This window comes from Streptomyces sp. RKAG290 (genome assembly GCF_023701695.1).
In the GTDB taxonomy this organism is placed as follows: Bacteria; Actinomycetota; Actinomycetes; order Streptomycetales; family Streptomycetaceae; genus Streptomyces.
In genome coordinates this window covers 6,624,391-6,638,058 of record NZ_JAJOZC010000001.1, presented here as the reverse complement: position 1 = coordinate 6,638,058, position 13,668 = coordinate 6,624,391, and the positions used below count along the sequence as shown (strand labels likewise).

The following is a 13,668-nucleotide window of genomic DNA, read 5'->3' as shown; positions in this document are numbered from 1 at the left end:
GTCAGGGGGTCCTCTCAGTCGTCCGCAAGGTCGCCGAAGTCGGGGCGTACGTCGCGTGCGGCCATGATGTCGTCGTTGGAAGTGCCGGCAGGGACCATCGGCCACACCATCGCGTCCTCGTGGACGATGAAGTCCACCACGACGGGACGGTCGTTGATCGAATTGGCCTTGTCGATGACCGCGTCGAGCTCGTACGGGTTCTCGCAGCGCAGGCCCACACAGCCCATCGCCTCGGAGAGCTGCACGAAGTCCGGTACGCGGGTGCCGCGGTTGGCGGTGGAGCCCACTCCGCGGGTGGATCCGGTGGTGGCGTTGGTGGCGCCGTCATGCAGCACCGTGTTGGAGAACCGTGCTCCGTAGAAGAGGTTCTGCCACTGGCGGACCATCCCGAGCGCGCCGTTGTTGATGATCGCGACCTTGATCGGGATGTTGTTGAGCGCGCAGGTGGTGAGCTCCTGATTGGTCATCTGGAAGCAGCCGTCACCGTCGATCGCCCAGACCGTACGGTCGGGCATGCCCGCCTTGGCGCCCATCGCGGCCGGCACCGCGTACCCCATCGTCCCGGCACCGCCCGAGTTGAACCAGGTGTCCGGCTCCTCGTGCGGGAGGAACTGCGCCGCCCACATCTGGTGCTGGCCCACGCCGGAGGCGAACAGCGTCCCTTGCGGGGCGAGTTGACCGATCCGCTCGATGACCTGCTGCGGGGAGAGCAGCCCCGGGTCGGCGGGCAGTTCGTAGCCGCGCCGGTAGGTGGCCCGCCAGTGGTCCAGGTCCCGCCACCACCCGGCGTAGTCGCCGACGTGTCCGTCCTCCCGCTCACCTCGCACGGCGGCGGCCAGGGCGACGAGCACCTCGCGGGCGTCCCCGACGATCGGCACGTCCGCGAACCGGTTCTTGGAGATCTCCGCGGGGTCGATGTCCGCGTGGACGACCTTGGCGTGCGGGGCGAAGCCGTCCAGCTTGCCGGTGACCCGGTCGTCGAACCGCGCCCCCAGGGCGACGATCAGGTCGGCCTTCTGGAGCGCGGCGACCGCGGCGACGTCCCCGTGCATGCCTGGCATGCCCACATGCTGCGGGTGGCTGCCGGGGAAGGCGCCCAGCGCCATCAGGGTGGTGACCACGGGCGCCCCGGTCAGTTCGGCCAGGGTGAGCAGCTCGGCGGTGGCCCGTGCCTTGAGCACACCGCCGCCGACGTAGAGGACCGGGCGGCGAGCCGCGCTGATGAGCCGGGCGGCTTCCCGGATCTGCTTGGCGTGCGGCTTGGTGACGGGACGGTAGCCGGGCAGCTCCATCGCCGGCGGCCACTGGAAGGTGGTGGCTGCCTGCAGCGCGTCCTTGGTGATGTCGATGAGCACCGGCCCGGGGCGGCCGGTGGACGCGATGTGGAAGGCCTCGGCGATCGTGCGCGGGATGTCGTCCGCTTGCGTGACGAGGAAGTTGTGCTTGGTGATCGGCATGGTGATGCCGACGATGTCGGCCTCCTGGAAGGCGTCCGTACCGATGGCCTTGGAGGGCACCTGGCCGGTGATGGCGACCAGCGGCACCGAGTCCATGTGCGCGTCCGCGATCGGGGTCACCAGATTGGTGGCGCCCGGACCCGAAGTGGCCATGCACACCCCCACCTTGCCGGTGGCCTGGGCGTAGCCGGTGGCCGCGTGCCCGGCTCCCTGCTCGTGGCGGACCAGCACATGACGGACCCGGGTGGAGTCCATCAAGGGGTCGTACGCCGGGAGGATGCAGCCGCCGGGAATGCCGAACACGGTTTCCGCGCCCACCTCTTCGAGCGAGCGGATGAGGGACTGGGCACCCGTCACGCACTCGGCGCCGGTGTCCGGCTGCCCGGTGGTGCGGGGCCGTACTTGCGGGAGGAGGGCCGCGGGGGCCTGCTGCACAGCGTTTGACATCGTCAGTTCCAAAAGTCCGTAGGAGTGTTGTCGAGGACGTGTCGGTGATCGGCAGCCGCGGCGGGAGCGGCCGGATGGTACGTGCCCGCCGCCGGGTGATCACCGAGGCGGTGCACCCGGCGGACCTCGGGCCGGGTCAGGGCGGGGTTCTCGCCGTCTGCAGGGCGTCACAGGTGTGCCGTACGACGTCGAGGCCGGAGAGCCGCTTGACGAGGGGGCCGTCCACGGACAGCTCGCCGCGTACCGCCACCGCCGCCGCGTAACCCCGGTCCACCGGGATGTCGCGCAGGGTCCAGCCGGACGGCGGGTACGGGCCCTCGGGCTGCCCCGAGCCGACGTAGTCGAGAGCCGGATCGCGGCCCAGACCCGTGCCGAGGCCCTTGAGGTAGGCCTCCTTGCGGGTCCACAGCCGGGCCAGCGCCCGGGGCCGTGCCGGGGGGCTGAGCGCGGCCAGTTCGGCCTGCTCGTCCACGTGCAGCATCGAGGCGAGTTCGGCGGTGCCGTCCTCGTCCGACACCAGTTCCACGTCGACCCCGATGGGGGCCAGCGCCGTGCCGACGACGGCGAGATCGCCCCGGTGCGACAGCGAGAAGAACAGCCGGTCCTCGGCGTCGAGCACGGTGGGCCGGCCGTGCGGTCCGCCGCAGCAGGGGCAGGCGTCCCGGCCGAAGTGGACGTCCTCGGGGCGCAGGCTCAGGTACGAGCCGAGCAGCCGGCGAAGAGCGACATGCGCGGCCGTGAACCGGGTCCGGTCGGCGGCGTGCATGAGACTGGCGGCACGCTGACGCTCGGTCGCGTCGAGTACCTGTTCGTCCAGGATGCCGATGGGGACATCCGAGACCCTCAGGAGCCAGAGGTCCAGTGAGCCAGGGGGTGGCAGCTCACGAACGACCCACGGCAGGGTTTGTTCCACGGGGTCTCTCCTGTTCGTACGAGAGTGACGGGCGATCGGGGTCTCACGGCGTGGCCGGCGCGACCGGCAGGTCCCGCCTTCGGCGCATCGGCCCGATCAGGAGGAGCAGCGGAGTCAGGGCGAGTCCGGCGGTGAGCAGCCACAGGGCGGGCCGCAGACCGAGGACCTGTCCGAGGCTCCCGCCGAGCACGGAACCGATGGGAATGGCACCGAAGTTGGCGAACGAGACGCTGGCCGAGACGCGGCCGAGCAGCTGTGGCGGGCAGTAGCGCTGTCGGAACGCACCCTGGATCACGTTGGCGAGCACGACACCCAGCGAGAGGATCGCGCTGCCGAGCACCAGGGCGACCAGGGTCCAGTCCGTCCCGGCCAACGGGATGAGCAGGGCGAACGGGGCACTGGCAACCGTGGCGACCAGCAGTCCGCGGGCCGAGCCGAACCGTGCGATCAGCCGCTTGGCGGTGGTGGCCCCGAGGATCCCGCCGATACTGCTCGACGCGAGCAGCCAGCCGGTGGCGCCTTCGGGTATCCCGAGCTCTCGGACGATGAAGATCGGCAGGACCGCCGCCTCGGCCGTGAGCATCAGGTTGGTGGCGGTGCCGTACAGGGTGAGGACACGCAGGTAGGGGTCGTGGAAGGCGAACCGGAGTCCCTCCTTGATGTCCGGCAGCAGGGCCGGCCGTTCGTTGGGCTTCTCCGGGATCGGTTCCTTGCTGCGGATGCCGAACAGGCAGAGCGCGGAGACGAGGTACGTCGCCGAGTTGACCAGGAGACCGGAGGCCGCGCCGAATGCCTGGGCCAGCAGACCACCACCGCCCAGCCCCGCGACCTGGGCGACCGATTCGCTCCCCTGGAGCTTGGCGTTGGCCTCCGGGAGGTCCCCGGGCTCGACGATCGAAGGCACGTAGACCTTGTACGAGATCCCGAAGAAGACCGCGGCGAACCCGTTGATCAGCCCCACGACGAGCAGCTGGGTCATCGTCAGGAACCCGAGCCAGTCCGCGACCGGAACGCTCGCCAGCATCACGAGCGGTACCAGGTTGCAGATCTGCATGATCGGCCGTCGTCGCATCCGGTCCACCCAGGCGCCGGCCGGCAGACCGATCAGCAGCCACGGCAGCCAGGGGGCGGCGGCCAGCAGGCCCACCGAGAAGGGGCTCGCCTCAAGCGTCACCGTGGCGAGCAACGGCATGGCGACGGCGGTGATGTTGATGCCGAGGCGGTTGGTCGTCTCGCCGATCCACAGCAGCCTGAAGTCCCGGTTGGCGCGCAGCCCGCTGCGCGGCGGCCCCTGGTCCATGTCGGGAGCCCGCTCGGACAGCCCGGCGCTCATGACGTCACCGCCTTGAGCACTGCCTGCGACAGCCGCGTGCCCGCGTCCGACCAGCGGGTTCGCCGGTCGGTCAGCTCCGTCTTCAGCATGTCCCGCCGGGCGCCCAGGGCACGTATCCCGTCGGCCGTGGAGCCGGGTCCGCCGCCGTGGGCGCACGCCTCGGCCACCCGGTCGGGGGCCAGTCCGCCGTCGTCGACCGCGGTGAAGCGCGCCGCGTCCTCCAGCGACCGGCCGGAGTCCAGGGCGCCGAGCACGGTCTCGCCGACCAGGTGGTGCGCGGCCCGGAACGGCATCCCGTCCAGCACGAGCCGCTCCGCCAGGTAGGTGGCCGAGGTGAAGCCGTCCACCGCCCGGTCCGTCATGCGTGCGCGCTCCGGTTCGGTGCCCGCGACCACCAGGCTCAGCAGCGTCACCGCGTCGGTGGTGCCGCTGAGGCCGGGCCACAGGTGCCGCACGGCCTCGGTGCCGACCGCGATGGCGTTGGTGTAGCCGCCGGTGGTCATCGCGGAGGCCGCGCCGACGAACGCGCCGAGGCTCGCGGTGGACCGGCCCTGGATGTGTTCGAGCAGGAACGGGTTGCGCTTCTGCGGCATCATCGAGCTGGAGCCGACGAGGGTGTCCCCCACCCGCAGCAGCCCGAACTCCTCCGAGGTCCAGGTGCTCAGGTCCCGCCCGGCGCGGGCCAGGGTGACCCCGAGGACGGCGGCAGCGGACAGCAGGTCCAGGACGAAGTCACGGGAGGCCACCGCGTCGACCGAGTTGGGTGCGGCGGAGCTGAAGCCGAGCAGTTCGGCGGTGCGACGGGGGTCGATGGGGACGGACGTCCCGCCGATCGCACCGGCGCCCAGCGGGTTGACGTCGAGCTGGCGGCCGGCGTCCAGCAGCGCCTCGTACGCGCGCAGCACCGCGCCGGCGACTCCGGCCAGGTAGTGGCCGTAGCTGATGGGCACGGCCGGCTGTCCGTGGGTGTAGGCCGGCATGACCACGTCCCGGTACTCCTCGGCCTTCGCCAGGAGCACCCCGGCCAGCCGGTCGACGGCGTCGAGGAGGGCCAGGTAGGGCGTGCGCGTCTTCAGCCGGGTCGTGGTGGCGTTGAGGTCGTTGCGGGAGCGGCCGGTGTGCAGGATGCCGCCGGTCCCGTCGCCCAGCTGCTCGATGAGGTGTCCCTCGTATGCCAGGTAGACGCCGCGCGGCATCGGTCTGGCCCGGACGGGTGCGAAGTCCTGCCCGCGCAGTTCCTCGATGGCGCGCAGCAGGGCGGCGGCCCGGTCCGCGGCCACGATCCCGCGCTCGGTGAGCATGATCAGGTGGGCCCGGTCGACCTCGCTGATGGAGCGCAGTTCCTGGCCCAGGCCGTCGGCGGTGTCGGGCAGGTACTGGTCGTAGACGATGCGGTGCGCCTCGGCGTCGAGCGCGGCCTTGAGCCGGCCGGTGTCGATGCCGTGCGCCGTTGCAGTGGTCATGCGAACGCCTCCAGTGTGTGCAGATCCGCGTAGGACACGGCCTCACCGAGCAGGGCCACGGCCCGGTCGGCGGCCTCGGCCGCCCGTCCGGCGCGGTCGGCGACGGCGATGACGTGGCCGACGCGGCCGCGGAAGTCCTCGGCGGGGCCGACCGGTTCACCCGCGGCGCGGTAGAGCACCGCCTCGACGGTGCCGGTGACGGTGCGGGCCCGGTCCAGGGCCCTTGCCAGTTCGGCCGAGCGCGCCAGGATGCCGTCCTGTGCGCAGGTGAGGAACCGGATCGAGGCACGGGCGTAACCGCCGCGCTCCAGCTGGGGAGCTGCGCCGAGCGCGGCCAGCACCTGGGCGCGCACCAGGTCGATCCCGCAGGCCCTGCGGACCAGTTCGGGGATCATGCCGCCGGCCAGCCGGGGGTTGACCTCGATGACCTCGGCGGTCCGGGCCCCGGTCAGCCGCAGTTCCACATGGGCGGCGCCCCAGCCGAGGCCGAGCGCCCGCACCGCGCGTACCGCGGTCTCGCGCAGGGCGATCTCCTGCTCGCCGGGGAGCGCGGCCGGCACGTCGTGGCCGGTCTCGACGAACACCGGCAGCGCGCCGACGTGCTTGGCGACGGTGACGACGGCGTCCGTGCCGAAGACCTCGACGGAGAACTCCGGACCGGTCAGGTACTCCTCGATCAGGATCCGGCCCGGCGCGGTGATACCACGCTCGTTCACGGTGGCTGCCAGCAGCGTGCCGGCGTGCTCGGCGACCTCGTCGAGGTCCGCGCAGAGCCGTACGCCCAGGCTTCCGGACCCCTGCACCGGTTTGACCACGACGGGCAGTCCGATGCCGCGGGCTGCGGAAAGGGCGTCGGCGACCTCCGAGACGACGGCGAAGTCCGGCGAGCCGACGCCCGCGGCGCGGAGCTCCCGGCGCTGTTCGGCCTTGTCGCGGCAGGCTCGCACGGCGTCGGCCGACGGGCCGGGCAGTCCGAGCCGGTAGGCCAGTGCGGCAGCGGCGGGTACGTAGTACTCGGAGCTGGTCAGGACGCCCGCGACGGTCGCCCCGCTCTCCAGTGCCTGGACGGCCGCCCACAGCGCGGCCTCGTCGGAGGTGTCCACGACAACCGTGCGCAGCCGGTCCTCGACGGCGTACGGGTAGCGGCCCGGGTCCGCGCACAGCAGCACCGGCACCACACCCAGCTCGACGGCGCTTCGCGCGAACAGCCGTCCCGTGCCGGTGGTGTTGCTCTCGACCAGGAGCAGGAGCCGCTCGCTCATGAGCCGACCACCGGCAGCACGACGTCGTCGAAGCCGCGGCGGGCCCACAGCAGCCGGGACCAGGCGGCGGTGGCGTCCAGCGGGTGCTCGACGGTGAGCGGGCCGTCGACGGCGGGAGCGGGGACGATCCCCTGCTCCTTCAGCCAGGTGTCGTTGTAGACCGTGGACTGGTAGCGGTAGCCCTCGTCCGGGAGCACCATCACGACGGTGCTGTCCGGGTTCTGTTCGGCCCACCATGACGCGACCTGGAAGGACGCGCCGCTGGTCGGTCCCATGAACAGGCCGTGCGCGCGGTAGAGCTCATGGGTCGCGTGGAAGGCCTCGGGGGCCGTCACCCAGTGCACCTCGTCGTACGCCGCGTGGCTGACGTTGCCCGGGTGGATGCTGCTGCCGAGGCCGCGCAGCATGCGCGGTCCGTCCGGGCTGCCGAAGATGATGCTGCCCTGGGTGTCGACGCCGACCAGGTGCAGCGCCGGGTCGGTCTGCCGCAGCGCGGCGGCGAGTCCGCCGGTGGAGCCGCCCGAACCCACCGGTCCCACCAGGCAGTCGACGGCTCCGACGGTGTTGCCGATCAGATCGGCGACGACGCCGTACGCGCCCGGGTTGTCGGGGTTGTCGTACTGGCCGGGGACGAAGGCCTCCGGGTCCTGCCTGCGCAGCTCGGCCACCCGGGCGAGCCGTGCGCCCTGAATGCCGCCTGCCTCGCCGGTGTGCTCGACGATCTCCACCGTCGTGCCGAGCATTTCGAGCCGGGTTCGCAGGTCACGGTCGATCGCCGAGTCGCCGACGATGGTCAGCGGGTAGCCGCGCAGCCGGCAGACCATGGCCAGGCCCAGCGCGAAGGTGCCCGAGGAGGTCTCGATGATCCGGGTGCCCGGGGAGATCAGCCCGGCGGCCTCGGCACGGTCGAGTATGTAGCGGGCGGGCAGCAGCTTCATCAGGCTGAAGGCCGCCGCGTAGAGGTTGTCGCTCACCTTGATGATGCGGGGCAGCTCCGTCGCCTCCACGATCGAGGAGTGAGCCTTGGGCAGAGTCGTCGTCGTCATGTCAGTCACCCGTTGTGTAGTTCCACTGCTCGTGAATTCCGAGCTCTTGCAGGAGGTCCTGGGCCAGGTCGGTCCGCGCCTCGACCTCGGGGTCGTCCCGGTCGAAGAGGAGTCCGGCGATGTCCCCGCTGTGCGCCGCCTGTACGCCGACGGCTCCGGTGGTCCGCGCGATGTCCCGGATGCGGTCGAGCTCCGGGATCGGCAGATGCCGCTGGTTGATCTCCGTACTGGCCGTGGCCACCGATCCCAGCAGGGCCACGTCCTTCATCTGGATGGCCTCCCGGAGCATCGACTGCAGCCGGGTGAAGAGGTCGATCTCGTCCTGCCCGTAGCGGGCCGGTGCGAGGGCCAGCGTGTCCACGCCCCGCCCGCCGCCCTCGGGGCGTGAGCCGAAGCCGAGGATCCGCATGGCCGGCATCCGGTAGCCGAAGTCCTCGATCACCGTGCCCTCGCGCTGGGCGAAGAGGACGGTGGACTCCTCGAACATCAGGGAGTCCGACGCGGTTTCCGCGCTCACCGCGATCCGGGCGACGTCCTGCGGCGGCAGTGGGCTGACGAATGCGTCCTTGACCGCCCAGATGGCCGCGAGCACGTCGCTGGTGGACGAGCCGAAGCCCCGGCACAGCGGTACGTCGCCGGTGAGGTCGAGATGACCGCCGGCCGGCTCGGCGCCCGGCGGGGTCACGGCGCGGACCGCGAGTTCGGCCGCGCGCCGCGCCTTGCCCTTCCATTCCGGCGTGACGGTGACTTCGGCGCCGGGAGCGGGTATGAACGTCGCGCGTGTCGCGTGAATGGTGCAGGGAAGAGTGACGAGACCTCGGGTGAGCCCGCCGTCACCGGTGAACACGCCTTGCAGGATCTCGCCGTGGTGGACGGGGGCTGAAGCTACCCCGACACGCCAGCCGGAATGATCAACCATTTCCTTGACTTTCTGTTGCCGGGGGCCGTGGCCTGCGGATGGCTTCACGCTATGCAGGCCGGAACCCGCCGCCCGGCGGCATGAGCGGCAGCCCGCGGGCAACTTGGGGGCGCGAGGGCGGCGGCGCACGCACGGGTGCCCGGGTCCGCCGTCGTGGGCGGGCCCGGGCACCTGTGGCCGTGTCAGTGGTCCTGGGTCAGTGGCGCGCCCCTCGCAACTCCTCGGCCAGCACCTTTCCGATCTCGCGCAGGGGCTCCGCGGTGGTCATGTCCCAGTGCTCACAGTCGATGTCGTGCTCCTCGACCCGGCCCTGGACGTGCGGCGCCCAGGAGTCGGCGCCGTCGGCGGCTGCCGGTGTGCGGGCGGCGTTGAAGAACACGGCGTCGCCGCCGAACTGCCGCCGGGGTACGTACCGGTAGCGCATCTCCAGGTTCCCGGCCGTCGCCGCGACGACCGCCGCGGCCTGGGCCGGCTCCAGCGCGCCCAGGATCGCGTCCTCGGCGCGCAGCACGGCGGCCAGCTCCGCCGGGTCCGGGGCGGTGTCGGCGCACCGCACGTCGAGCTCGGCGCCGCGGCCGCCGAGCAGGGCGGTCAGCACCTCCCGGCCGGTGATGGCGGGCGGCCGGAACCCGTCGGGCAGCGGGTAGGAGTCGAGCAGCGCCAGCAGGGCCACCTCCTCGCCGAGCGCCTCCAGCCGGGCGGCGATCGCGTGCGCCACCAGACCGCCGAACGACCAGCCGAGCAGGTGGTACGGGCCGTGGGCCTGGACCGAGCGGATCTCGGTCACATAGCCGTCGGCCATCTCCTCGATGCCGGCCGGCCGGTCCGCCGGGTTCGTCAGCTCCTTCGCCTGCAGACCGATCAGCGGCCGCTGACCGCCGATGTGCCGGAGCAGCCCCGCGTACGACCAGCTCATTCCGGAGATCGCGTGGACGCAGAACAGCGGGGCCTCGTTGACGGCGCCGGAGGCGGCCCGGATCGGCAGCAGCGTCTCCATCGGGTCGCCGCCGGTGCTCGTGGCGATGTGCTCGGCGAGCAGCACGGGCGTCGGGTACTGGAACAGGTCCCGGATGGTGACGCGGGTGTCCCAGATGGCGCGGATCCGGCCGATGAGCCGGGTGGCGAGCAGCGAGTGGCCGCCCAGTTGGAAGAAGTGGTCGTCGATGGTGACCGACTGCACCCCGAGGGTGGCCGCGAAGAGGCCGCACAGGACTTCTTCGGCGGGGGTGCGCGGCGCCCGCCCGCCGGCGGTGTCGGACTGCGGGGGTTCGGGCAGCGCGCGGCGGTCGAGCTTGCCGTTGACCGTCAGGGGCAGCGCGTCCAGCGGCACGATCGTGGCGGGCACCATGTACTCGGGCAGCGCCGCCACGGCGTGCCTGCGCAGCTCGGGCAGGTCCGGCCGGCTGCCTTCGGCGGGCACCACGTACGCCACCAGGCGCTTGTCACCGGGCCGGTCCTCACGGATCAGCACCGCCACCTGCGCGAGGGAGGGGTGCCGCAGCAGTGCCGACTCGATCTCACCCGGCTCGATGCGGAAGCCCCGCAGCTTGATCTGCTGGTCGGCCCGGCCGAAATACTCCAGCGCCCCGTCCTGGCTCCAGCGGGCCAGGTCACCGGTGCGGTACATCCGGGAGCCGGGCGCGCCGTGCGGGTCGGCGACGAACCGCTCGGCGCTCAGTGCGGGCTGCCCTATGTAGCCGTGGGCGAGGCCGTGTCCGGCGACGTAGAGCTCACCGGGGACGCCCGGCGGCAGCAGCCGGAGGTTCTCGTCCAGGACGTAGGCGTGCTTGCCGGTGACCGGCCGGCCGATCGGGATGGCGGGCGCCGGCCGGGTGAGGGTCTGGGCGGTGGTGAACCCCATGCTCTCGGCCGGACCGTAGCCGTTGACGAGGTGCAGGTGGGGGTGGTCGGCGAGCGCCTTGGCGGTGTGGGCGGGCGACGCCGCCTCGCCGGCGGTCATGGCCTCCTTGATCCGCGAGAAGACCGCCGGGTGCTCGTCGAGCATGTGGTTGAACAGGCTCGCCGACATCTGCAGGGTGGTGATCCCGTGCCGCTCCACCAGCTCCGCGATCTGGTGCGGGTCGGTGTGCTGGCCGGGCTGCAGGACGCAGACGCCACCGTGCAGCAGCGGTCCGAAGACCTCCAGGGCGAAGGCGTCCCAGGACACCGGTGAGCTCTGCAGATACGTCTGCCCGGGTCCGAAGTCCAGGTAGTCGGGGCCGATGAAGGTGGCGGCCAGCGCCCGGTGGGAGGCCGCGACTCCCTTGGGGACTCCGGTCGACCCGGAGGTGAACATGACGCAGGCGATGAACTCCGGGTGCCCGCCCGTCTCCACCGGCGTCCCCGGCAGCGCACTGATCGCGGGTATCTCCGCGGTCAGGTCGACCAGGGGGGCCGTTGTCGACAGGGCGGTCAGGTGGGCCTGGGTGACCAGCGCCGCGGGGTTCGTCTGCCCGAGCACGGTGTTGAGACGGTCGGCGGGGAACTGCGGGTCGAGCAGGGTGTACCCGGCGCCGGCCTTCAGGACGGCGAGCAGTGACGCGATCAGCTGGGGGGAGCGCTCCAGGTGGATGGCGACGATGCTGCCCGGGGTGACGCCGCGCGCGCTCAGGTGGCGGGCCAGCCGGTTGGACCAGATGTCCAGCTCCTGGTAGGTCACCTGCTGCTCCTCGTGGACCAGCGCCACCGAGTGCGGGGTCCGGAGGGCCTGTTGGGTGAACAGCGCGTCGAGCCCCTGGCCGGGTGCGGGCGTCCGCGCGCCGCTCCACTCCCGCAGCCGCGCGTGCTCGTCCTCGGAGACCGTCTCCAGCTCCGCGAGGGGCAGGTCGGGACCGGCCACGGCTCCGGTGAGGAGGCGCACCAGGCGGTCGGCCGTGGCCTCGACGGTGCGTGCGTCGTAGAGGTCGGTGGTGTACTCGATCAGGATGTCGAGGCCGTCGGGCCTGCCGTCCGCCGCACGGTTCTCGGCGAAGGCGAACGTGAGGTCGAACTTCGCCACGGAGACCTGCGGTACGGCGAACTCGCTGTCGAGTCCGGCGAGCCGGGGTGCTTCGCTGCTGGTGTCGCCGACGGTGAGCATGACCTGGAAGAGGGGGTGCCGGGCGGTGGTGCGCTCGGGGTTCAGCACCTCGACCAGCCGGTCGAAGGGCAGGTCCTGGTGTGCCCAGGCGGCCAGGTCGGTCTCCCGGACCCGGGTCAGCAGCTCCCGGAAGCTCGGGTCGCCGCTGGTGTCGGTGCGCAGGACGAGGGTGTTGACGAAGAAGCCGACGAGGTCGTCGAGCTTCTGGTCGGTACGGCCGGCGACGGGTGAGCCGAGCGGGATGTCGTGCCCGGCGCCGGAACGGGACAGCAGGGTCGCGACGGCCGCCTGGGCGACCATGAAGAGGGTGGTCCCGGTGTCCTGGGCCAGCGACATCAGCGCGGTGTGCAGTTCGGCGGAGCAGCGCACGGCGTGTGTGCGGCCCCGGTTGGAGGCGACGGCCGGACGGGCGTGGTCGGTGGGAAGCGTGGCCTCCTCCGGCAGGTCGGCGAGGACGCCTCGCCAGTGGTCGAGCTGACGGTCCTCGTCCCGCTCCAGGAGCCGTTGCTGCCACAGCGAGTAGTCGGCGTACTGGACCGGCAGCGGCTCCCACGCGGGGGCCGTGCCCTCGGTACGGGCCTCGTAGGCGGTGGCGAGGTCGCGGAAGAGCGGCCCGTTGGACCAGCCGTCCGAGGCGATGTGGTGGATCACGAGAAGGAGCACGTGCTCCTGTGCCCCGAGCTTCAGCAGCTGCGCCCGGTAGGGCAGTTCGGCCGCCAGGTCGAAGGTCCGTCCGGCCTCCGCGGCCAGCAGCTCCGCGAGTTGCTCCTCGGTGGTGGTGATCAGTGGGAGGTCTGCGGCGGCCGCGGGCAGTACGTGCTGGTGGGGTGTGCCCTCGTGGGTGGGGAAGACGGTGCGCAGGCCTTCGTGGCGGGTGGTGAGGTCGGTGAGGGCGAGCTGGAGTGCGCAGTGGTCCAGGGGGCCCTTCAGCCGCAGGGCGAGGGGGATGTTGTAGGTGGCCGACGGGCCTTCCATCTGGTCGAGGAACCACAACCGCTGCTGGGCGGAGGACAGCGGCACGCGCTCCGGCCGCTCCTCCGGCAGCAGCGCCGGCCGCCGCTCCCCGCTGCCCTCGGCTGCGATCCGCTCGGCGAGCTGCGCGACCGTCGCGTACTGGAACAGGTCCCGGATGGTGATCTCGGTGTCCCACACGGCCCGGATGCGGCTGACCAGGCGGGTGGCGAGCAGGGAGTGCCCGCCGCGCCGGAAGAAGTGGTCGTCGATGTTCACCGACGGCAGTCCGAGCACGGCCGCGAAGAGCCCGCACAGGACCTCCTCGGCGGGCGTCCTGGGCGGACGGCCCCCGGCGTCGGCGCTCTGCTGGGGGGCGGGCAGGGCGCGCCGGTCGACCTTGCCGTTGGTGGTGAGGGGAATCTCGTCGAGGACGACGAAGGCGGACGGGACCATGTACTCCGGGAGTGTGCCGGCGATCTCGCGGTGGACCGCGTCGGTGTCGATCCGGGCGCCGTCGGCGGCGACGAGGTAGGCGGCCAGACGCTTGTCGCCTGGCCGGTCCTCCCGGACCACTACGGTCGCCTGGCCCACACTCCCGTGGGCGCTCAACGCCGTCTCGATCTCGCCGAGTTCGATGCGGAAGCCGCGGAGCTTGACCTGCTGGTCGGCGCGGCCGAGGTACTCGACCGAGCCCTCGTGGTTCCACCGGACCAGGTCGCCGGTCCGGTACATCCGCGTGCCGGAGGGACCGTACGGGTCGGCCACGAAGCGCTCCGCGGTCAGCGGGGCGCGGTT

General features: G+C 72.1%; 8 protein-coding genes. All 8 read right to left on the bottom strand.

The window, feature by feature from the left end:
• Positions 1-14 precede the first annotated feature (14 nt).
• Entirely contained in the window at positions 15-1,904 is a 1,890-nt protein-coding gene (locus LNW71_RS29330; RefSeq protein WP_250970948.1) for an acetolactate synthase large subunit, read from the bottom strand.
• Between the two features lie 136 nt (positions 1,905-2,040).
• Positions 2,041-2,817, bottom strand: a complete 777-nt coding sequence (locus tag LNW71_RS29325) for a 4'-phosphopantetheinyl transferase superfamily protein (RefSeq protein WP_250970947.1) — start codon at positions 2,815-2,817, stop codon at positions 2,041-2,043.
• Positions 2,818-2,860: 43 nt separating this feature from the next.
• On the bottom strand, positions 2,861-4,150 hold the full coding sequence (locus tag LNW71_RS29320) for an MFS transporter (protein ID WP_250970946.1): 1,290 nt from the start codon (positions 4,148-4,150) through the stop codon (positions 2,861-2,863).
• Positions 4,147-5,613, bottom strand: coding sequence for an argininosuccinate lyase (gene argH, locus LNW71_RS29315; protein ID WP_250970945.1), 1,467 nt, complete (start codon positions 5,611-5,613; stop codon positions 4,147-4,149). Before argH ends, LNW71_RS29320 begins: the two co-directional genes overlap by 4 nt.
• Positions 5,610-6,875, bottom strand: a complete 1,266-nt coding sequence (locus LNW71_RS29310; RefSeq protein ID WP_250970944.1) for an ATP-grasp domain-containing protein — start codon at positions 6,873-6,875, stop codon at positions 5,610-5,612. Before LNW71_RS29310 ends, argH begins: the two co-directional genes overlap by 4 nt.
• On the bottom strand, positions 6,872-7,921 hold the full coding sequence (locus LNW71_RS29305) for a cysteine synthase family protein (RefSeq protein ID WP_250970943.1): 1,050 nt from the start codon (positions 7,919-7,921) through the stop codon (positions 6,872-6,874). Before LNW71_RS29305 ends, LNW71_RS29310 begins: the two co-directional genes overlap by 4 nt.
• A 1-nt stretch (position 7,922) precedes the next feature.
• Positions 7,923-8,840 (bottom strand): kinase, encoded by a 918-nt coding sequence (locus LNW71_RS29300; RefSeq protein WP_250970942.1) that lies wholly within the window; start codon positions 8,838-8,840, stop codon positions 7,923-7,925.
• Between the two features lie 196 nt (positions 8,841-9,036).
• The gene (locus tag LNW71_RS29295; RefSeq protein WP_374119539.1) at positions 9,037-13,605 is read right to left on the bottom strand and encodes an amino acid adenylation domain-containing protein; all 4,569 of its coding nucleotides are present in this window, start codon (positions 13,603-13,605) and stop codon (positions 9,037-9,039) included.
• Between the last annotated feature and the right edge of the window lie 63 nt (positions 13,606-13,668).